The organism is Pseudomonas sp. Irchel s3a18, assembly GCF_900187535.1.
In the GTDB taxonomy this organism is placed as follows: domain Bacteria; phylum Pseudomonadota; class Gammaproteobacteria; order Pseudomonadales; family Pseudomonadaceae; genus Aquipseudomonas.
The window spans coordinates 102,450-123,169 of record NZ_FYDV01000007.1; the positions used below are offsets into that span (position 1 = coordinate 102,450).

At 60.7% G+C, this 20,720-nt stretch carries 23 protein-coding genes; 14 read left to right on the forward strand and 9 right to left on the reverse strand.

What is annotated here, in order from left to right; all coding sequences use genetic code 11:
• Nucleotides 1–36 precede the first annotated feature (36 nt).
• The 6 genes from phhA to CKW29_RS12295 all read left to right on the forward strand — a co-directional run bounded on the left by phhA (nt 37) and on the right by CKW29_RS12295 (nt 4,347).
• Nucleotides 37–828 (forward strand): phenylalanine 4-monooxygenase, encoded by a 792-nt coding sequence (gene phhA, locus CKW29_RS12275; RefSeq protein ID WP_095080174.1) that lies wholly within the window; start codon nt 37–39, stop codon nt 826–828.
• A gap of 70 nt (nt 829–898) precedes the next feature.
• Entirely contained in the window at nt 899–1,255 is a 357-nt protein-coding gene (locus CKW29_RS12280; RefSeq protein WP_095080175.1) for a 4a-hydroxytetrahydrobiopterin dehydratase, read from the forward strand.
• Nucleotides 1,255–2,448, forward strand: coding sequence for an amino acid aminotransferase (locus CKW29_RS12285; protein WP_095148582.1), 1,194 nt, complete (start codon nt 1,255–1,257; stop codon nt 2,446–2,448). Before CKW29_RS12280 ends, CKW29_RS12285 begins: the two co-directional genes overlap by 1 nt.
• A 205-nt stretch (nt 2,449–2,653) precedes the next feature.
• A complete protein-coding gene (locus tag CKW29_RS26035; protein WP_256577056.1) occupies nt 2,654–2,785 on the forward strand; it encodes a hypothetical protein in 132 nt (43 codons plus the stop codon).
• 74 nt (nt 2,786–2,859) lie between these two features.
• Nucleotides 2,860–3,042 (forward strand): hypothetical protein, encoded by a 183-nt coding sequence (locus CKW29_RS12290; protein WP_095080398.1) that lies wholly within the window; start codon nt 2,860–2,862, stop codon nt 3,040–3,042.
• A 114-nt stretch (nt 3,043–3,156) separates the two neighbouring features.
• The gene (locus tag CKW29_RS12295) at nt 3,157–4,347 is read left to right on the forward strand and encodes an MFS transporter (protein ID WP_095148583.1); all 1,191 of its coding nucleotides are present in this window, start codon (nt 3,157–3,159) and stop codon (nt 4,345–4,347) included.
• On the opposite strand, the gene arfB is transcribed toward CKW29_RS12295, so the two are convergent.
• Nucleotides 4,344–4,757, reverse strand: a complete 414-nt coding sequence (gene arfB, locus CKW29_RS12300) for an alternative ribosome rescue aminoacyl-tRNA hydrolase ArfB (RefSeq protein ID WP_095148584.1) — start codon at nt 4,755–4,757, stop codon at nt 4,344–4,346. The genes CKW29_RS12295 and arfB overlap by 4 nt on opposite strands.
• Nucleotides 4,758–5,194: 437 nt before the next feature.
• Between arfB and CKW29_RS12305 the strand changes: the two genes are divergently transcribed.
• On the forward strand, nt 5,195–5,971 hold the full coding sequence (locus CKW29_RS12305) for an NAD(P)H-dependent oxidoreductase (protein ID WP_095148585.1): 777 nt from the start codon (nt 5,195–5,197) through the stop codon (nt 5,969–5,971).
• Between the two features lie 89 nt (nt 5,972–6,060).
• On the opposite strand, the gene CKW29_RS12310 is transcribed toward CKW29_RS12305, so the two are convergent.
• From CKW29_RS12310 to CKW29_RS12340, 6 genes are all read right to left on the reverse strand, one after another.
• Nucleotides 6,061–7,479, reverse strand: a complete 1,419-nt coding sequence (locus tag CKW29_RS12310) for an amino acid permease (protein ID WP_095148586.1) — start codon at nt 7,477–7,479, stop codon at nt 6,061–6,063.
• Nucleotides 7,480–8,376: 897 nt separating this feature from the next.
• Complete coding sequence (rluB, locus tag CKW29_RS12320) at nt 8,377–9,612, reverse strand: 23S rRNA pseudouridine(2605) synthase RluB (protein ID WP_095145651.1); 1,236 nt, start codon at nt 9,610–9,612, stop codon at nt 8,377–8,379.
• 171 nt (nt 9,613–9,783) lie between these two features.
• The gene (scpB, locus tag CKW29_RS12325; RefSeq protein WP_095145650.1) at nt 9,784–10,767 is read right to left on the reverse strand and encodes an SMC-Scp complex subunit ScpB; all 984 of its coding nucleotides are present in this window, start codon (nt 10,765–10,767) and stop codon (nt 9,784–9,786) included.
• 12 nt (nt 10,768–10,779) lie between these two features.
• A complete protein-coding gene (locus CKW29_RS12330) occupies nt 10,780–11,478 on the reverse strand; it encodes a ScpA family protein (protein WP_172736528.1) in 699 nt (232 codons plus the stop codon).
• Nucleotides 11,479–11,598: 120 nt separating this feature from the next.
• Complete coding sequence (locus tag CKW29_RS12335; RefSeq protein ID WP_095145648.1) at nt 11,599–12,228, reverse strand: L-threonylcarbamoyladenylate synthase; 630 nt, start codon at nt 12,226–12,228, stop codon at nt 11,599–11,601.
• A gap of 171 nt (nt 12,229–12,399) precedes the next feature.
• Nucleotides 12,400–13,248 carry a PHP domain-containing protein gene (locus tag CKW29_RS12340; protein WP_095145647.1) on the reverse strand — a complete coding sequence of 283 codons (849 nt, stop codon included), beginning with the start codon at nt 13,246–13,248 and terminating at the stop codon, nt 12,400–12,402.
• Nucleotides 13,249–13,334: 86 nt separating this feature from the next.
• On the opposite strand from CKW29_RS12340, the gene CKW29_RS12345 reads away from it, so the two are divergent.
• From CKW29_RS12345 to CKW29_RS12370, 6 genes are all read left to right on the forward strand, one after another.
• The gene (locus CKW29_RS12345) at nt 13,335–13,931 is read left to right on the forward strand and encodes a septation protein A (protein WP_095080185.1); all 597 of its coding nucleotides are present in this window, start codon (nt 13,335–13,337) and stop codon (nt 13,929–13,931) included.
• 1 nt (nt 13,932) lies between these two features.
• Complete coding sequence (locus CKW29_RS12350; protein WP_095080186.1) at nt 13,933–14,232, forward strand: YciI family protein; 300 nt, start codon at nt 13,933–13,935, stop codon at nt 14,230–14,232.
• Between the two features lie 106 nt (nt 14,233–14,338).
• On the forward strand, nt 14,339–14,749 hold the full coding sequence (locus tag CKW29_RS12355; RefSeq protein ID WP_095148587.1) for a translation initiation factor 2: 411 nt from the start codon (nt 14,339–14,341) through the stop codon (nt 14,747–14,749).
• A 7-nt stretch (nt 14,750–14,756) separates the two neighbouring features.
• A complete protein-coding gene (locus CKW29_RS12360) occupies nt 14,757–15,434 on the forward strand; it encodes a response regulator transcription factor (protein WP_095145645.1) in 678 nt (225 codons plus the stop codon).
• A 125-nt stretch (nt 15,435–15,559) separates the two neighbouring features.
• Nucleotides 15,560–15,997 (forward strand): LTXXQ domain protein, encoded by a 438-nt coding sequence (locus CKW29_RS12365; protein WP_095145644.1) that lies wholly within the window; start codon nt 15,560–15,562, stop codon nt 15,995–15,997.
• Nucleotides 15,998–16,064: 67 nt separating this feature from the next.
• Entirely contained in the window at nt 16,065–17,402 is a 1,338-nt protein-coding gene (locus CKW29_RS12370) for a HAMP domain-containing sensor histidine kinase (RefSeq protein ID WP_095148588.1), read from the forward strand.
• 104 nt (nt 17,403–17,506) lie between these two features.
• Here CKW29_RS12370 and CKW29_RS12375 read toward each other — a convergent pair whose 3' ends face one another.
• On the reverse strand, nt 17,507–18,067 hold the full coding sequence (locus tag CKW29_RS12375) for an NAD(P)H nitroreductase (protein ID WP_095145642.1): 561 nt from the start codon (nt 18,065–18,067) through the stop codon (nt 17,507–17,509).
• A gap of 121 nt (nt 18,068–18,188) precedes the next feature.
• On the opposite strand from CKW29_RS12375, the gene CKW29_RS12380 reads away from it, so the two are divergent.
• Nucleotides 18,189–19,643 carry a TrkH family potassium uptake protein gene (locus tag CKW29_RS12380; RefSeq protein ID WP_095145641.1) on the forward strand — a complete coding sequence of 485 codons (1,455 nt, stop codon included), beginning with the start codon at nt 18,189–18,191 and terminating at the stop codon, nt 19,641–19,643.
• On the opposite strand, the gene CKW29_RS12385 is transcribed toward CKW29_RS12380, so the two are convergent.
• Nucleotides 19,600–20,661 carry an AraC family transcriptional regulator gene (locus CKW29_RS12385; protein WP_095145640.1) on the reverse strand — a complete coding sequence of 354 codons (1,062 nt, stop codon included), beginning with the start codon at nt 20,659–20,661 and terminating at the stop codon, nt 19,600–19,602. The two genes, CKW29_RS12380 and CKW29_RS12385, sit on opposite strands and share 44 nt — an antisense overlap.
• Nucleotides 20,662–20,720 lie beyond the last annotated feature (59 nt).

Here is a 20,720-nt window from a genome sequence, read left to right on the forward strand (position 1 = left end):
TCATAACAAGAACGTATCCCTTTGCAGGAGAGCAGCATGAAGCAGACGCAATACGTGGCCCGTGAGCCCGATGCGCAAGGTTTTATCCACTACACCGCTGAAGAACACGCGGTGTGGAATACGCTGATCACTCGCCAGCTGAAAGTGCTCGAAGGTCGTGCGTGCCCGGAATACATGGAAGGCATCGAGAAGCTCGGCCTGCCCCATGACCGTATCCCGCAACTCGACGAAATCAACAAAGTCCTCGGCGAAACCACCGGCTGGCAAGTGGCCCGGGTACCGGCACTGATTCCGTTCCAGACCTTTTTCGAATTACTGGCCAGCAAGCAGTTTCCGGTCGCGACCTTTATTCGTACCCGCGAAGAACTGGATTACCTGCAAGAGCCGGACATCTTCCACGAGATCTTTGGCCACTGCCCGCTGCTGACCAACCCCTGGTTTGCGGAGTTCACCCACACCTACGGCAAACTCGGCCTGCAGGCCACCAAGGAAGAGCGTGTCTACCTGGCGCGCCTGTACTGGATGACCATCGAGTTCGGCCTGGTCGAAACCCCCGAAGGCCAACGCATCTACGGCGGCGGCATTCTCTCCTCGCCGAAAGAGACCGTGTACAGCCTGTCCGGCGAGCCCGAGCATCAAGCCTTCGATCCGCTGGAAGCCATGCGCACGCCGTACCGCATCGACATCCTGCAGCCGCTGTACTTTGTCCTGCCAAACCTCAAGCGCCTGTTCGACCTGGCCCACGAGGACATCATGGGCATGGTCCATCAAGGTATGAAGCTGGGTCTGCACGCACCGAAATTCCCGCCAAAACCCAAGGCGGCCTGAGGCTCGCCGCAGTCGCGGCGATCCCGAAAAAATAGTAACGTCTAACAAGAACCACATTCAGGAACACACCATGACCGCTCTGAACCAAGCCCATTGCGAAGCCTGCCGCGCCGATGCCCCACAAGTCAGCGACGAAGAACTGCCGGTACTGATCAAGCAGATCCCTGACTGGAACATCGAAGTTCGCGACGGCGTGATGCAGCTGGAAAAAGTCTTCCTGTTCAAGAACTTCAAATTCGCCCTGGCCTTTACCAACACCATGGGTGAAATCTCCGAGGCCGAAGGCCACCACCCTGGCCTGCTCACCGAGTGGGGCAAAGTGACCGTGACCTGGTGGAGCCACTCGATCAAGGGCCTGCACCGCAACGACTTCATCATGGCCGCGCGCACTGACGAAGTGGCCAAGGATGCCGAGGGCCGCAAGTAATGCATTTCGACGCCATCGGCCGAGTACCCGGCGACCCGATCCTCGGCCTGATGGAGGCCTATGCCCAGGACAGCAACCCGTGCAAGTTCGACCTGGGCGTGGGGGTCTACAAGGATGCCCAGGGCCTGACGCCGATTCCGCAGTCGGTGAAACAGGCCGAACTGCGCCTGGTGGATCGTCAGACCACCAAGACCTATATCGGTGGTCACGGTGACGCTGCGTTCGGCAAGGTGATCAACGAGTTAGTGCTGGGCGCCGACTCCGCGTTGATCGCCGAGCAGCGCGCCGGCGCCACCCAGACACCCGGCGGTACCGGCGCCTTGCGCTTGAGCGCTGATTTTATCGCTCAGTGCCTGCCGGGGCGCGGCATCTGGTTGAGCAACCCGACCTGGCCGATCCACGAAACCATCTACGCCACCGCCGGCCTCAAGGTCAGCCATTACCCGTACGTGGGCAGCGACAACCGTCTCGACGTCGAGGCGATGCTGGCCACCCTGAACCTGATTCCCAAGGGCGACGTGGTACTGCTGCACGCCTGCTGTCATAACCCGACCGGTTTCGACCTGTCGCACGATGACTGGTACCGGGTGCTGGACGTGGTTCGCAGTCGCGAACTGCTGCCCTTGATCGACTTTGCCTACCAGGGCTTTGGCGATGGCCTGGAACAGGATGCCTGGGCTGTCCGGCTGTTTGCCGCCGAACTGCCTGAGTTGTTGATCACCAGTTCCTGCTCGAAGAACTTCGGCCTGTACCGCGACCGCACGGGTGCGCTGATCGTCTGCACCCGGGATGCCGAGAAGCTGGTGGATGTCCGCAGCCAATTGGCGCATATCGCCCGTAACCTGTGGTCGACACCACCGGATCACGGTGCGGCCGTGGTGGCAACCATCCTCGGCGACCCGGAGCTGAAACAACGCTGGGCCGACGAAGTGGAAGCCATGCGCCTGCGCATCGCGCAGCTGCGTTCGGGTCTGGTGGAGGCACTGGAGCCGCACGGTTTACGCGAACGCTTTGCCCATATCGGTGTGCAACGTGGGATGTTCTCCTACACCGGCCTGTCGCCGGCACAGGTGAAAGACCTGCGCGACCACCACAGCGTGTACATGGTCAGCTCTGGCCGGGCCAACGTGGCCGGCATCGACGCCACGCGCCTGGACCTGCTCGCGCAGGCCATCGCCGACGTCTGTAAGTAACCCCCGGCAAGGCAGGTTCCCTGTGGCGAGGGAGCTTGCTCCCTCGCCACAACAGCTGTTCACAGCCTCGCCTCTGCGGCCATCTGTCGCAGAAAATCGAGATAAAAGTCTGATTGTCATCTCCCCTGCTGTATCCTGCCGAGGCTTTTTAAAAGCGTGGTTCTACACAGCGATTTAAAAACAGACTTTGCGAGGAGCAATCACCATGCACGAGATTCCCAATCTCCCCTTCCCAAGCCTGCACGAAACTGAGCAGACAACCCCGCAACAAGCCGGCGCCCAACAGCCCGAGCGCAAAGAAGCCACTGGCAGCCGCAAGGCCGACAGCGAAGACTAAGCGTTAGACCCAGACCGTGTGGAAAGCGCTCACTCATGCGCTTTCCACACCGCCTGAAACCCGAGACCCGCTCCATGACCGACACCTTCGACGAACACCAGGCCAGCGCACTGATCAACGCGGCGGAAAAAATGATCGACGTCTGGAGTCGCCTGACACCCGAGAAACAAGCCCTGCTACTGGCCCGCTTTGGCAGCCAGGAGAAAGCCCTCGCGGCCCTGGTCACCACCCAGATGCTGGCCCCCGCCAAGCCCTGATCACCCGGCAACACCTGACGCCCGACACGTAGCGTCAATTTCTCCCCCGCCGCGCGCCCTACCACCGGTATCATAAGCAGCCTATCTATCCTGCTGTCCCGTGGACGTTCTCCCATGCCAGATACCCAGCGCCCCTTGGCAGTCACGCTGCAAGTCGTTTTAATCGTCCTGTTTACCTTCATCGGTTATCTGAACATCGGTATTCCATTGGCCGTACTGCCGGGCTATGTCCACAGCGACCTGGGCTTTGGCGCGGTGATCGCCGGCCTGGTGATCAGTGTGCAATACCTGGCCACCCTGCTCAGCCGCCCGTACGCAGGACGGATCATCGACAACAAAGGTAGCAAGCTGGCGGTGATGTATGGCTTGGCCGGGTGCGGGCTGAGCGGTGTATTCATGCTGTTGTCCGCCTGGACGCAACACCTGCCGACGCTGAGCCTGATCTGCCTGCTGGTTGGCCGCCTGGTGCTCGGCAGCGCGGAAAGCCTGGTAGGTTCAGGCTCCATCGGCTGGGGCATTGGCCGGGTCGGCGCACCGAACACCGCCAAGGTCATTTCCTGGAACGGCATCGCCAGTTATGGCGCGTTGGCGGTCGGCGCCCCGCTGGGCGTGCTGCTGGTCCAGCGGTTCGGGCTGTGGAGCATGGGCGTGAGCATTGTGTTGCTGGCAATCATCGGCCTGCTGCTGGCCTGGCCGAAGACCGCCGCGCCCATCGTTGCCGGCGAACGCCTGCCGTTCATGCATGTGCTGGGACGGGTCCTGCCCCATGGCTGCGGCCTGGCGCTAGGTTCGATCGGCTTCGGCACCATTGCCACCTTCATCACCCTGTATTACGCCACCCGACACTGGGACAACGCCGTGCTGTGCCTGAGCCTGTTCGGCGCCTGCTTCATCGGCGCGCGCCTGCTGTTCGGCAACCTGATCAATCGTCTGGGCGGCTTTCGGGTGGCCATTGCCTGCCTGTCGGTGGAAAGCCTCGGCCTGTTGCTGCTCTGGCTGGCACCGGACGCCCACTGGGCGTTGGCGGGCGCGGCGTTGAGCGGGTTCGGCTTCTCGCTGGTGTTCCCGGCATTGGGCGTGGAAGCGGTGAACCTGGTGCCGGCGTCTAGCCGTGGTGCGGCCGTTGGCGCTTACTCGCTGTTCATCGACCTGTCCCTGGGGATCACCGGACCGCTGGCCGGGGCGATAGCCGCCGGCTTCGGCTTTGCCTCAATCTTCCTGTTTGCGTCCCTCGCCGCCTGCTGCGGCCTGATGCTCAGCGTCTACCTGTACCGCCAGGCATCGAAACACCGGGAACTGCGCTAATAGTCGACTTTGCCGCGCCCGGCCTTGATCGAGCCGCGCTTGGTCTTGGACTCCAGCCGACGTTTCTTCGAGCCCAGCGTCGGCTTGGTGGGACGGCGCTTCTTTTCCACCTTGGTGGCGGCCAGGATCAGTTCGGTCAAACGCTCCAGGGCGTCGGCACGATTCTGTTCCTGGGTCCGGTATTGCTGGGCCTTGATGATGATCACCCCGTCACTGGTGATCCGGCTGTCGCGCAACGCCAACAGCCGCTCCTTGTAGAATTCGGGCAACGACGATGCCGGGATGTCGAAGCGCAGGTGCACGGCACTGGAGACCTTGTTGACGTTCTGCCCGCCCGCACCTTGCGCGCGAATCGCCGTCAGCTCGATCTCGGCATCGGGCACGTGCACATTGTTGGAAATCACCAGCATGGAAAAGCATCCGTGTTCAGAGCGTGCAGGATACGCGCAACGGCAAAGAATGGGGTGCCTGTTACCCCGTTCATGCAACGCCACTACGCAACATGGCTCTGTGCCCGCCCTATATCAACTTGATTGCACCCACGTACATGTTGATGAATCACATTCTGGAACAAAATCGACCAAAGCCCTGAGCCACTTTAAGTCTATCCTGAGCCGTACATAGAGCACCTTGCAATTCAAGGAAACTTTACACATCTATCGCACAACTCCGCCTTCCTCTGCAAACCCCCTATGCTGGACGACCTCCATATCAACTAACAATTAAACAGAAACACTTTATCTCGCATTCATACTCGCTCGCGCAACCCCATGACCACCAACAATTGAAGGGCGCTTGTAACAACTGCAGCGCTCCCTTAATCCAACTTTAGAGATCATTATCAATAATGAATATCTATATAGTTTCCGCGCACCCGGAACCCACGTCTTTCAATAACAGTCTTGTGACGACTGCCACCCAGGCGCTTGAAGCCTCGGGGCACAGTGTCAAGGCAACCGACTTGTATGCACATGACTTCGACGCATGCGAGCACGCCAGGCATTTTCACAAGCGCAAGAACTCTCACCGGTTCGACGTGCAGGCCGAGCAGCGCTTCGGTTACGAAAATGGAACCCTGCCAGCACAGGTGGACCGCGAGCTGGCTGCCCTTGATTGGGCCGACCTGTTGATTGTCCAGTTCCCGCTATGGTGGTTCGGCGCCCCCGCGATGCTCAAAGGGTGGATGGATCGGGTACTGGTGTACGGTGGCCTTTACTCAAGTGAAAAACGCTTCGAACACGGTGTATGCCGGGGAAAGAGAGTGCTTCTGTGTGTCACAACCGGTTCCTCGGCAGACGAATGCGCAGTTAACGGTCGAGAGGGAAATACCCACCTGCTGTTATGGCCGATCCAATACGCCTTTCGTTATGTAGGCTTCGATGTACTCCAGGCTCATCTGATACACGGTATCTGGGCAGACTGTACGGCAACGGGACGCGACCTGAACGAGGAACTGGAGCGCTTCGGATCATTTTGCTCTGATATTGACCAGGCACCGCTGCTTTCATTCAATTCGCCCACGGACTGGGACGAGCGCGGTCAACTAAAGGCGGGAGCAGCCAGCTACACACCTTTTATCCAGCACCCCGGCACTCTCTCCCTGGCAAGAACTTCGACAGAGTGAACGCGGAGCTTGTTATTAAAGGCAATCCGTATAAGCCTTGAAACAATAAACCCGGCATTCGCCGGGTTTATTGTTTGTGCTTAGCAGGCTTACTTCACGGCAGGCGCCGCATTCAACACCGGTTGCGCACTGCGCTTGTTCTTGATGCTGTAGCAGACCCACATGAACACGAGCCATACCGGAATCGCGTACACCGAGACCTGGATACCCGGGATCATCAGCATGACGCCGAGAATGAACACCACGAATGCCAGGCAGACGTAGTTGCCATACGGGTACCACAGCGCCTTGAACAGCGGTGTCTGCTTGGTGCGATTCATGTACTGGCGGAACTTGAAGTGCGAGTAGCTGATCATCGCCCAGTTGATCACCAGGGTCGCGACCACCAGCGACATCAACAGCTCGAGCGCGTGTTGCGGGATCAGGTAGTTCAACAGCACCGCCACCAGGGTCACCGCTGCCGACGCCAGGATCGAACGCACCGGTACGCCGCGCTTGTCGATCTTCGCCAGTGCTTTCGGCGCATCGCCCTGCTCGGCCATGCCCAGCAGCATGCGGCTGTTGCAGTAGGTGCCGCTGTTGTACACCGACAACGCCGCGGTCAGGACCACAAAGTTGAGGATGTGTGCCGCGGTGTTGCTACCCAGCATCGAGAACACCTGGACGAACGGGCTGCCGCTGTAGGCATCGCCGGACGCGTTAATGGTGTTCAGCAGGCTGTCCCACGGGGTCAGCGACAACAGAATGACCAGGGCGCCGATGTAGAAAATCAGGATCCGGTAGATCACCTGGTTGATGGCTTTCGGGATCACGGTTTTCGGTTTGTCGGCTTCTGCAGCGGTAAAACCGAGCATTTCCAGGCCGCCAAAGGAAAACATGATGATCGCCATGGCCATCACCAGGCCGCTGACGCCGTTAGGGAAGAAACCACCGTGTTCCCACAGGTTGCTCACCGCGGCTTGCGGGCCACCGTTGCCGCTGACCAGCAGGTAGCTGCCCAGGCCAATCATGCCGACAATCGCCACGACCTTGATGATCGCAAACCAGAATTCGGCTTCACCAAAGACCTTGACGTTGGCCAGGTTGATCACGTTGATCAGCACGAAGAACGCTGCCGCCGAAGCCCAGGTCGGGATTTCCGGCCACCAGTAGTGCACGTACTTGCCAACGGCCGTCAGCTCCGACATGCCCACCAGGATGTACAGAATCCAGCAGTTCCAGCCCGACAGGAAACCCGCGAAGCCGCCCCAGTACTTGTGGGCAAAGTGACTGAACGAACCGGCCACCGGCTCTTCAACGATCATCTCGCCCAGTTGGCGCATGATCATGAAGGCGATGAAGCCACAGATGGCGTAGCCGAGGATCATCGACGGGCCGGCCGACTTCAATACGCCGGCAGAGCCCAGGAACAATCCGGTACCAATCGCGCCACCGAGGGCGATCAGTTGAATATGACGATTTTTCAGGCCGCGTTTAAGCTCGCCTGAATGCGAGTTTTGTCCACTCATGAAAAGGGTCTCACGCAAGGTTTGATGATGTTCGTTAAGACGTTGCTGCTCGAATCGGGATTAAGCAGCGCCGATCAAACCCCAGCGCAGGCACCAGGAGTTCAGCGTATTTACAACGGTCATGCGTCACCTGTTTGTTCTTATCTGTGACGAAATCGAACCCGTCGCGCTCGTGACGCGGCGGAGTGAACAAGGCGGATAGCCTTGAGGTTTGCGTGGTTACGCAAGGAGGTCACAGGTAAAACGCGGCGCATTGTACACCTGTAACCCCCTGCCGCCAGACCTCGCAGGAATCAGCGTGTCGGTTGCCGGGATTGCCGGTGTCCGCCACGACAGGGTCGGGCGACTGCAAAAATGGGGTCAGACCTTTGCGGGTCAGTGACGGGGGTGACGGAAAAATCGCCCCACGAAGAGAGATGAAGATGACTCACGGCGTACATTGCGCCTCCTTCTTGTTATCCACCTGCACGACAGGCATGGGGCGCATGACACCTTGCATGAGCCCGTGAAACAAGCGGGCTAGAGCCCTGGAAAGCGACCAAAAAGACAACGGACGGCAGGATTTCCTTACAGCGTCCGAAAGATGACGATTCCACAGGCTTAAGCCGGGGTTTTCGTCAGGTTTTCGTTACAGTCCGTAACATTGAATTTCCAGGCTGGAGGTACCAGCAATGCAGCACCTGTGGGAGCGAGCTTGCTCGCGATGGACGTCAACGATGACGCGTACTGCCTGAATCAACGCGTCGCTCTTGAGAGCATCGCGAGCAAGCGGAACGCCACACGGCTCTCTCCCACAGGGTTAATCATTATTGTTAACGACCATTCCAGCAAAAAAAAACGCCAACCCGAGGGTTGGCGTTTTCATCTGCAGCTTATGGCTTGAAGCTTACAACTGCTTCACTCCGGCTTGCGACGGCCAAAGCCTGGGCGCTGACCGGAACCGGCCGGTGCGCCACGACGCTTGCCTGACGGCGCGTCACGGTCGACCAGCACGATGCCTGGGCGCTTCTTCGGCGCAGGCTTGGCCGGGCGCTTGGTGTCGACCGGACGATCTGCCACCGGCGTACCGCGACCGGCTGGAGCACCACGGACTTCACCACGCTCAGTGCGACCGTTGGCCGGACGCGGCGTGCGCGGACCGCGCTCGCCATCCTGGCGTGGCGCTGGCTTGCGGCCTGGACGCTCGCCTTCGATCTGCGGCTCACGCGCCGGACGCGGGACGGAAGCCGGAGTGCCAGCGGCTGGACGCAAAGTGCGCACGCGCTCGGTCTTGGCCATTGGACGCGACGATTTACGCTGCATGCGATCAAGCTTGTCTTTGCTCTTGGCGTTCATCTGCGGCATCGCGACCGGCGTCAGGCCAACCTCAGCACTCAGAATGTCGACTTCGTACTGACTCATTTCGCGCCAGCGGCCCATCGGCAGGTCGGAGTTGAGGAACACCGGACCGAAACGCACACGCTTCAGACGGCTGACCACCAGGCCCTGGGATTCCCACAGGCGACGCACTTCGCGGTTACGACCTTCCATCACCACGCAGTGATACCAGTGGTTGAAGCCTTCACCGCCTGGCGCTTGCTTGATGTCGGTGAACTTGGCCGGGCCGTCCTCGAGCACGACGCCCGCTTTCAGGCGCTCGATCATTTCGTCGTCGACTTCGCCACGCACACGTACCGCGTACTCGCGGTCCATTTCGTAGGAAGGGTGCATCAGGCGGTTGGCCAGTTCACCGTCGGTGGTGAACATCAGCAGACCGGTGGTGTTGATGTCCAGACGACCGATGTTGATCCAGCGACCTTCTTTCGGGCGCGGCATCTTGTCGAACACGGTCGGACGGCCTTCCGGGTCGACACGGGTGCAGATCTCGCCATCGGGCTTGTTGTACATGATCACGCGGCGAACCGACTCGGCCGCTTCTTCGCGCTTGATCACCTTGCCATCGATGGTAATGGCGTCGTGCATGTCGACACGCAGACCAAGGGTGGCGTCTTTGCCGTTGACCTTGATCCGGCCGTGGCTGATCCAGGCTTCCACGTCACGGCGCGAGCCGACGCCGATACGGGCGAGGACTTTCTGCAGCTTTTCGCCTGCTGGGCCGATTTCCTGGTCGTCTTTCTGATCGTTGATACTCATCTGGGCACCTCCCGGTGTGGTCTGTTCAGGGCTGAGCCTGAAGCGTTGAAAACTGATCCTTTGACGAAAGGATCGTCAAAGGGGTGCGAATCATACGCGCATGGCGTCGCTTGCGCACCAGAGACTAGCTGATAAACGGTCGGTTACTGGTTTTTCCGCCGACCGGCTGCGTCAATCATCGAGCGCACGGCGTTCGGCCTCAATCGCTTCGGCCAGTGCCAGGGCTTCGGCCTCTTCGTCGCTCAGTTCGGGCTCGGGTGCCGGCTTTTCGAGGGCAGCCACGGCGGCGAGCAATTGCTCACGGGCCTGGGCGACGCCGAGGACGTCTTCTTCAGGCGCTTGCGGGGTTACGACTTGAGGCTCGGCTTCAACTTCAACTTCGGTTTCCATTTCAACCGGCGTGTCGTCCGGCTTCGGCCAATCCCCCTCGCTCACCTCGCCATCACGCAGCAAGTCATCGAAATCGGTCTTGATCCCCTCCTCCATCGAGTCCAGTTCCAGCAGCAAGGTATGGAAACTGGTCTCCTCCTTGGGCTCTTCGGGTTCGGCACTGGCGTCGGCCAAGTCCTGCAGGCTCTGCGGAACAGGGGCATCGTCGAACTCGAGCATGGGCTCGGGTTCCAGTTCGCGCAACTCGGCCAGGGGTGGCAGGTCGTCGAGGTTCTTCAGGTTGAAATGGTCGAGAAAGGCCTTGGTGGTGGCAAACATCGCCGGCCTGCCCGGTACTTCGCGGTAACCGACGACCCTGATCCACTCGCGCTCTAGCAGGGTCTTGACGATGTTGCTGTTGACCGCCACACCCCGCACATCTTCGATCTCGCCACGGGTGATCGGCTGGCGATAGGCGATCAGGGCCATGGTTTCCAGCATCGCCCGCGAATAGCGCTGGGGGCGCTCTTCCCACAGACGTCCGACCCAGGGCGCGAACTTCTCGCGAATTTGCAGGCGATAACCCGAGGCCACTTCCTTCAGTTCAAAGGCCCGGCCGTCACAGGACTTGGCAAGGATCGCCAGGGCCTTCTTGAAGACGGGCGGTTCCGGGCGCTCGCCCTCTTCAAACAGCTCGAACAGACGCTCCATCGATTGCGGCTTTCCCGAAGCCAACAGAAAGGCTTCAAGCAGTGGCGCCAGCTCGCGGGGTTCACTCAGGTTCATGGATTTTGCTCGTTATTCGGCTCGCGCCCGCACATGGATCGCCGCAAAGGGCTCATTCTGCACCAGCTCGACCAAGGACTCCTTGACCAGCTCGAGGATCGCCATAAAGGTCACGACCACACCCAGGCGTCCTTCTTCGGCAGTGAACAGCTCGACAAAGGGCACAAAACCACCGCCCTTGAGCCGCTCCAGCACATCGCTCATACGTTCGCGGGTCGACAATGCCTCGCGGCTGACCTGGTGGCTCTCGAACATATCGCCACGGCGCAACACCTCGGCCATGGACATCAACAACTCTTCCAGACTCACGTCCGGCAACAACTTGCGCGCCCGGGCTTGCGGGGCGTCAAGCCTGGGCACCACCACATCACGCCCGACCCGGCTCAGCCCGTCGATACCCTCGGCAGCGGCCTTGAAGCGTTCGTACTCCTGCAAGCGCCGAATCAGTTCGGCACGCGGGTCGTCTTCTTCCTGTTCGATCTCCACCGAACGCGGCAGCAGCATCCGCGACTTGATCTCGGCCAGCATCGCGGCCATCACCAGATACTCGGCGGCCAGCTCCAGGCGCACCGACTGCATCAACTCGACATAGCCCATGTACTGGCGGGTGATTTCCGCCACCGGGATGTCGAGGATGTTGATGTTCTGTTTGCGGATCAGGTAGAGCAGCAGGTCGAGCGGACCTTCAAAGGCCTCGAGGAAGACTTCCAGAGCGTCCGGCGGAATGTAGAGGTCCAGCGGCATTTCCATGACCGCCTGGCCATAGACCATGGCAAACGGCAGCTCCTGCTGGGCGCCGGCCTGGCTGTCGAGGCTTTCTACCACCGACATTCAGGCCTCGACCATGAACGGCGTCGGGTCGCCGCAACCGACGCGGATCACTTCCGGCTCGCCGTCGGCCAGGCTGATCACGGTGGAGGCCTTGATACCGCCAAAACCGCCGTCGATGATCAGGTCGACCTGATGCTCGAGCATCTGGCGCATTTCATAAGGGTCGCTCAACGGGTCGCTGTCACCGGGCATGATCAGGGTCACGCTCATCAGCGGCTCGCCCAGTTCCTCGAGCAATGCCAGGGCAATTGGATGACTCGGCACCCGCAGGCCGATGGTGCGCTTTTTCGGGTGCAGCAACAGGCGCGGCACTTCGCGGGTGGCATTGAGAATGAAGGTGTAAGGCCCCGGCAGGTGCGCCTTGAGGATCCGGAACGTACCGGTGTCGATTTTGGCGAACAGCCCAAGCTGCGACAGGTCACTGCAGATCAGCGCAAAGTTGTGTTTGTCGTCCAGTTGTCGCAGGCGACGTACGCGTTCTATGGCATTTTTGTCGCCGATCTGGCAGCCAATGGCGTAGGACGAGTCGGTGGGATAGATCACCACACCGCCATTGCGGATGATTTCGACGGCCTGCTTGATCAGGCGCACTTGTGGGTTTTCCGGATGAATCTGGAAAAATTGACTCACATTTTCTACCTGTTCAGACGACGGCAATACTGATGGCGTGAAAACTACTGCAGGCTCCGCGTGCAATTCTGCATCAAAAACCGGCTCGGAGTGCGCATTTACAGGATGTAAACTCCGCCTCCTCGCCTGTTTTTTCCTTGCCTTGCCTTCGCTCGTCACGTTTCACATCCATCAGACTAAGGATTTGAATCGACACCACAGTGGTGGCAGATCCTCCGGGACAGGACGGTACTCGCCAATCTCCGACCAGCCCCCCGGGCCATGAAAATCACTGCCGGCACTGACCAGCAGACCGAACTCACGGGCAAGTATGGCCAGGCTGCCGACCTGCTCGGCCGGCTGATGACCATTGACCACTTCAATCGCGTGGCCGCCTGCTTGAATATAGTCGGCAATCAGGCGACGGCGCTTGCTGCGGGTAAAATCGTAGTGCCACGGGTGGGCCAGGCTGACCCAGGCGCCGGCGGCACGCAGGGTTTCGACGGTTTCCTCCAGGGTCGGCCAGTGTTGCTTGACGTCGCCCAGCTTGCCGGCGCCCAGCCACTTGCGGAAGGCTTCAGCACGATCCTTGACGTAGCCGGCGCGCACCAGATAGTCGGCGAAGTGCGGACGGGCCGGCGCATTGCCGCTGTCGCCCAGTTCCTGCTGAATGGCCCGCGCGCCTTCCAGCGCCCCCGGCATACCCTTGAGTTCGAGCTTGCGGCTGATTTCTTCGGAACGCAGCCAGCGCCCGTCACGCAGTTTGGCGATCGCCTCGACCAACGCCGGGGCATTAACGTCGAAACCGTAGCCCAGTACATGGATGGTCGCACCGCCCCAGGTGCAGGACAGTTCGACACCATTGACCAGTTGCATCCCCAGTGCCTGCGCGGCGCCGCGGGCCTCATCGAGGCCCTCCAGAGTGTCGTGGTCGGTCAACGCCAGGACTCGCACGCCGTTTTCGAACGCACGCGCAACCAGTGCCGCGGGCGCCAAGGCGCCATCGGAGGCCGTGCTATGGCAGTGCAAATCAACATTCACAGGATGTGTAACCTCAAATCAGCTGGCGCTTTCGCGACTCAATATGTTTGTTATTATGCCGGCACATCCTGCTTCTGGCTGCCACTGTGAAACAATTCATCGACTTCATCCCGCTCCTGCTGTTTTTCATCGTCTTCAAAATCGACCCGCGGGTCGTCGACATCGCCGGCCATCAACTGACTGTAGGCGGCATTTACAGCGCCACGGCAATGCTGATCACCAGCTCCCTGGTGGTGTACGGCGCCCTGTACATCTCCCAGCGCAAGCTGGAAAAAAGCCAGTGGCTGACCCTCGTCGCCTGCCTGGTGTTCGGTAGCCTGACCCTGGCCTTCCACAGCGAGACCTTCCTCAAATGGAAGGCTCCGGTGGTCAACTGGCTGTTCGCACTGGCCTTTATCGGCAGCCATTTCGTGGGCGAACAACTGCTGATCAAACGCATCATGGGCCACGCGCTGACCCTGCCCGATCAAGTCTGGACGCGCCTGAACATCGCCTGGATCGGCTTTTTCCTGTTCTGCGGCGCAGCCAACCTGTTCGTTGCCTTCACCTTCCAGAGCATCTGGGTCGACTTCAAAGTCTTCGGCAGCCTGGGCATGACCCTGCTGTTCCTGGTCGGCCAGGGCATCTACCTGTCCCGCCACCTGCATGACGCCGACACCACTACGCCTAAAACCGAGGACTGACATGCTTTACGCAATCATTGCCACAGACGTCGCCAACTCCCTGGAAAGCCGCCTGGCTGCACGCCCCGCTCACCTTGAGCGACTGCAACAACTCAAGGCCGAAGGTCGCGTGGTGCTGGCCGGCCCGCACCCGGCGGTGGACAGCAATGATCCGGGTGCCGCAGGCTTCACCGGCAGCCTGATCGTTGCCGAGTTCGCCTCCCTTGAAGCCGCCACGGCCTGGGCCGACGCCGATCCGTACATCGCCGCCGGCGTTTACGCCAACGTGCTGGTAAAGCCGTTCAAGCAAGTCCTGCCTTGATCCTGCCCGCGCGGTGAACCTTCGGTTCATCGCGCACTCAATTGCTCAGTATTCTCGTTCAACGGCCGACAACCTGCCCAACACTCGTTTGGAATCAGGAGTTGCGATGCGCCAAGGTCCGCTGTGTCTGCTGTTGGTCACATTATCGATCGGGGGCTTTACCCATGCCGAGGGAGACTCGGATGCAGGCTTTTCAACGCCTCTGTCCTTGAGTGCCGGCAGCCAGATCACGCAATTGCAGCAACGCTTGAAGGAAAGCGAGCGGCAACGAGAAGAGCTGAACAAACACCTGCAAACCGCCGACAGCGAACGCGAAAGCGCCCTGCTGGGCCGACTGCGCCAAGAGAACCAGCGCCTCAAGCTGCAACTCAAGGAAGTCCAGGCCAGCACCGTGCCGCGCCTGCTGACCGATCAGCAACAATGGTTCGTCACCGGGGCGGGAGTCGCGCTATTGGCGCTGCTCTGCGGTATCTTCGCCAGCGGTGGGCACAGGAGACGTCGACAATGGCTAAATTGAGTAAGTCATGAGCGAGCTGTTACTGATTGATGATGACCAGGAGCTGTGTGAGCTCCTTGCCAGCTGGTTGAGCCAGGAAGGCTTTGCGGTGCGTGCCTGCCACGACGGCCTGAGTGCGCGTCGCGCCCTGGCCGAATCGGCACCTGCCGCCGTGGTACTGGATGTGATGCTGCCCGACGGCAGCGGCCTGGAACTGCTCAAGCAACTGCGCAGCGATCACCCGGACCTGCCGGTGGTCATGCTCTCGGCCCGGGGCGAGCCGCTGGACCGCATCCTGGGCCTGGAACTGGGTGCCGACGATTACCTGGCCAAACCGTGCGACCCACGGGAGCTGACCGCCCGCCTGCGCGCCGTGCTGCGACGCAGCCATCCGGCACCGGTCTCCAGCCAGCTGGAACTGGGCGACCTGTGTTTCAGCCCGGCGCGTGGCGTGGTCAGTATCGACGAGCAGGAATACACCCTCACCGTGTCTGAAAGCCGCTTGCTCGAAGCCTTGCTCAAGCAGCCCGGCGAACCGCTGGACAAGCAGGAGCTGGCGCAGATCGCCCTTGGCCGCAAGCTCACCCTGTACGACCGCAGCCTGGACATGCACGTCAGCAACCTGCGTAAAAAGATCGGCCCGCACCCCGATGGCCGACCGCGCATCGTTGCCCTGCGCAGCCGCGGCTACTATTACAGCCTGTAAGTTTTGTCAGGGCGGTGCAAAACCATCTTTACCCAAGCTTTACGCTTCGCTGACCGCCGCTGACCTTGATCTCTGTAATCTGCACACATCCGGAACACACCGGGAATGAGACAAGGAGATACACCATGCGCAAGACCCTTATCGCTTTGATGTTCGCTGCTGCCCTGCCAACGGTTGCCATGGCCATGCCCGAAGGCGAAGGTCCGATGGGCTCGATGGACGGCTCGCGACACGGCGGTCAGATGCACGGTAAAGGCCCGTACAGCCAGCTGGACCTGACCCACGAACAACGTGAGCAGATCCGCAAAATCATGGGCAAGCAAATGCTTGAGCGTAAGCAACTGGTCGACAAATACCTGGAAAAACTGCCGCCAGCCGATCAAAAAGCCCTGAAGGACGAAATGGCTGCACGCCACCAGAAAACCGAAGCCGAGATTCGCACCCTGCTCAAGCCTGACCAGCAGCAGAAATTCGACGCGATTCAGAAAAAGCAGGCTGAACGCAAGGCAGAATGGGAGCAGTTCAAAGCCTGGAAAGCCCAACAGCCACAAAAAGCACAGTAATGGTCTAGTGCAACTCCCCAGCCCAATGGTTAACCGCCATTGGGCTTTCCTTGTTTGAGGACTTACCGTGCGTTCATTGTTCTGGCGCATCCTGGCCAGCTTCTGGCTGGCCATCACGCTGGTTGCCGGCCTGTCGATTCTGCTCGGGCACATGTTGAACCAGGACGCCTGGATTCTCAGTCGCCATCCGGGCCTGAGTGACCTGGCGCAACAGTGGACGCAGCGCTACGAAGAAAGTGGTGAAGAGGCCGCCCAGTTGCTGCTGCAGCAACGCAAGCGGCTCTACCACATCAACGTCCAGGTATTGAACGAGAGTGGCGATCCGGTGGTGCGCGGTACATTCCCTCGCCGCGCCGCTGCATTCGAGGCGCGACAGGGTGACGGCAATGACCGCCACCTGCCCTGGCGCCGCCTGACCGACGAGTACACCAGCCCGAAAACCGGTGAAACCTACCTGCTGATCTACCGCATCCCGCACCCGGAACTCGATGCCTGGCACCGCGAAAGCCTGCTCTGGCCGCTGAGTGCGCTGGGCATCGCCCTGGTGGTGTTGACCCTGTTCAGCTTGCTGGTGACGCTGTCGATCACTCGCCCCTTGAGCCGGCTGCGGGGTGCCGTGCACGACCTGGGACAGACCACGTACCAGCAAAACAGCCTGGCGCGCCTGGCCAACCGGCGTGACGAGTTCGGAGTGCTGGCCAATGACTTCAACCGCATGGGCGCGCGCCTGCAAAGCCTGATCGGCAGCCAGCGACAATTGCTGCGTGACGTTTCTCACGAACTGCGCTCACCACTGGCCCGCTTGCGCATCGCCCTGGCGCTGGCAGAGCGCGCCACCCCCGAGGAACGGGAAAAGCTCTGGCCACGCCTGACCCGCGAGTGCGATCGCCTGGAAGCCCTGATCAGTGAAATCCTGGTGCTGGCACGGGTCGATGCCGACAGCGCCAGCGCTGAGGACGTCGACCTCAACACACTGCTGGGCAGCCTGCAAAAAGACGCGCAGCTCGCGTCGCCGGAGCAGTACATCCGCATAGAAGCCGAACCGGCACTGCACCTCAAGGGGTGGCCGACCATGATCGAGCGGGCATTGGACAACCTGCTGCGTAACGCACAACGCTTCAACCCACCGGGGCAACCGATTGACCTGTCAGCCCGGCGCGAGGGTGAGCGCATGGTGGTGAGCGTGCGTGACTACGGCCCCGGCGTGCAGCCTGAGCATCTGGCGCAGTTAGGCGAGCCCTTCTACCGGGCACCAGGCCAGACCGCGGCCGGTCATGGCCTGGGGCTGGCCATCGCTCGCCGGGCAGCGGAGCGTCATGGTGGCAGCCTGGTCCTGGCCAATCACCCGGAGGGCGGATTCATCGCCAGCCTGGACCTGCCCCTGGAGCCTGGAATCGCTACCTGAAACAGCCCCTGTAGGAGCGAGCGCGCTCGCGATGAACTCAAGAGCAACGCGGTTATTCAGAAAGTGCGCGTTATCGTTGACGTCCATCGCGAGCGCGCTCGCTCCTACACGGACCAGGCGCTGACAAATTCCGTCAGATCGACTTTCTCGGCTACCCGCGGTTCTTTCTGCGGGGTGCCGAGGTACAGGAACGCAATCACCTCCTCCCCTTCAGCCAACCCCAGCCCCTTGGCCACATGGGCCGAGTACGCCAGATCGCCGGTGCGCCATACCGCGCCGATCCCCTGGGCGTAGGCCGCGAGCAAAATACCGTGGGCAGCGCAACCGGCTGCCAACAGTTGCTCGGACTTGGGCACCTTGACGTGATCCTGCAGGCGCGCCACCACAACCACTACCAACGGCGCGCGCAGCGGACCATTACGCGCCTTGTCCACCAACGCCTGCGGGGCGTCGGCGTCTTGCAACAGTGCCGCCTCGGCCAACAGCTCGCCCAGTTGCTCACGCGCCGCGCCTTCAACCGTCAAAAAGCGCCATGGCTGCATATGCCCGTGATCCGGAGCCCGCAGGGCGGCTGCAAACAGCACTTCGCGCTGTTCGGCAGTCGGTGCCGGGTCAATCAAACGCGGAACGGAAACACGGTTGAGCAAAGCGTCGAGAGCCTGCATCGGCCACCTCCAGAAAAAAATGTTTGGCTATTCTAGCGGTAACTACCGTTGGGATGCCGGTTTACATGCCCTGCCTCGCAGGTAGAATGGCGCCCTTCCTACATTACCCCGAGCGGACTTCATGGCGTTGCCGACCTTACGGATCATTGGTTTTATCATCGGCATCTTCCTGATCACGCTCGCCGTCAGCATGGTTGTGCCGATGGCGACCCTGGTGATTTACGAACGCACCAGCGACCTGCCATCGTTCCTCTGGTCCAGCATGATCACCTTTGTCGCGGGCCTGGCACTGGTCATCCCCGGACGCCCGGAACATATTCACCTGCGTCCGCGCGACATGTACCTGCTCACGGTATCGAGTTGGGTGGTGGTGTGTATCTTCGCCGCGCTGCCGTTCCTGCTGACCCAGCACATCAGCTACACCGACTCGTTTTTCGAGAGCATGTCCGGCATTACCGCCACCGGCGCCACCGTGTTGAGTGGCCTGGACACCATGTCCCCGGGCATCCTGATGTGGCGCTCGCTGCTGCACTGGCTGGGGGGCATCGGCTTTATCGGCATGGCGGTCGCCATTTTGCCGCTGCTGCGCATCGGTGGCATGCGGCTGTTCCAGACCGAGTCCTCGGACCGCTCCGAAAAAGTCATGCCCCGCTCACACATGGTGGCGCGACTGATCGTTGCCGCCTACGTCGGTATCACCATCCTCGGCAGCCTGGCGTTCTGGTGGGCGGGCATGACCCCGTTCGATGCGATCAACCATGCGATGTCGGCGATTTCCACCGGTGGCTTCTCCACCTCCGACCAGTCCCTGGCCAAATGGACCGCACCGGCGGTGCACTGGGTCGCGGTGGTCGTGATGATTCTGGGCAGCCTGCCGTTTGCCTTGTATGTGGCAACCCTGCGTGGCAATCGCCGGGCACTGATCAAGGATCAACAGGTGCAGGGCTTGCTCGGCATGCTGCTGGTGACCTGGGTGGTCCTCGGGACCTGGTACTGGTGGACCACCGAACTGCATTGGCTGGACGCGCTGCGCCACGTCGCGCTGAACGTCACCTCGGTGGTCACGACCACCGGTTTTGCACTTGGGGACTACAGCCTGTGGGGCAACTTCTCGCTGATGCTGTTCTTTTACCTGGGTTTTGTCGGCGGCTGCTCAGGGTCGACCGCAGGCGGGATCAAGATTTTCCGCTTCCAGGTTGCCTATATCCTGCTCAAGGCCAACCTTAATCAGTTGATTCACCCTCGGGCGGTGATCAAGCAGAAGTACAACGGCCACCGCCTCGACGAAGAGATCGTGCGCTCGATCCTGACCTTTTCGTTCTTCTTTGCGATCACCATCTGCGCCATCGCCCTGGCCCTGTCACTGCTGGGCGTGGACTGGATGACCGCCCTCACCGGCGCGGCCAGCACCGTCTCCGGCGTGGGCCCGGGCCTGGGTGAGACCATTGGCCCGGCCGGTAACTTCGCCACCCTTCCCGACGCGGCCAAGTGGATTCTGTCCCTGGGCATGCTGCTCGGGCGGCTGGAGATCATTACCGTGTTTGTACTGTGTATTCCGGCGTTCTGGCGTCACTGATCACCTTGGGTGTCTCCAGAAAACGCACCCGGTACTCGCCGGGTGTGCTGTCGAACCAGCGCCTGAACGCACGGAAAAAGTTGCTCGGATCGGCAAACCCAAGCAAGTAGGCAATTTCCAGCAAGGTCATGCTCGGCTGCGCCAGGTACTGTTCGGCCAGTTCGCGCCGAGTGTCATCGAGCAACGCCTGAAAGCTCGTCCCCTCTTCCTGCAAGCGGCGTTGCAAGGTGCGCTGAGACAAATGCAGCGCTTGCGCGACCGTATCGCGCTTGGGTTCTCCCTGGGGCAGCAGCCGACACAGGACCTGCCGCGCATTGTGGGTCACCCGACTGCCCGAGAATCGCGCCAGGTACTCACCGGCAAACCGGTCGTGCAGCAGTGCCATGGCCTCATTGGCCGTGGGTAACGGTGCCTCCATGTCCGCCGGCTCGAAAATCAGCGCATCGTAGGGTGCGTTGAACGCCAGCGGCGCATGGAAGGTCCGTGTATAAGGTCCGAGGTCCAGGGGCCGATCGCCTTGAAACAGGACCTTGCATGGCTGCAAGGTGCGCCCGGTCAGCCAGTTGCACAAGCCTAGCGCACAGGCAAGCGACGCCTCGGCGCTTTGCCGGGTCGGCGGCAGGTGATCGCCATGCACCGTCAGAATCAGCGCATGGCCTTCGGGTAACAGGCGAAAACTCAGGTCGGCACTTTCGGCAATGATGCGTTGATAGCGCACCAGTCGCTGAAAGCCTTCGGCCAGGGTCCGGCTGGACATCAAGGCATAGCCGACCACATGAAAGGACGCCGGACGCACCACCTTGCCCATGTTCAAGCCAATGGCCGGGTTGCCGGACAACGCTACCGCCCGTTGCCACAGGCGCGTCATCGAATCTTGAGGGAAGCGCGCATCCGGATCATCCAGCGCCGCGTAGTCGAGCCCCAGCTGATTGAACAAGTCCCGGCAATCCAGGCCGTCCATTTCCAGCGCCTTGACAATTCCCATCGCCCAGCTTGAAGAAGTCGTTCGTTCGCTCATGGCGTTTTCTTACGTGATAGGCCGCATCTCGCGACCAATTTCATAAGGATAGTAAAGTG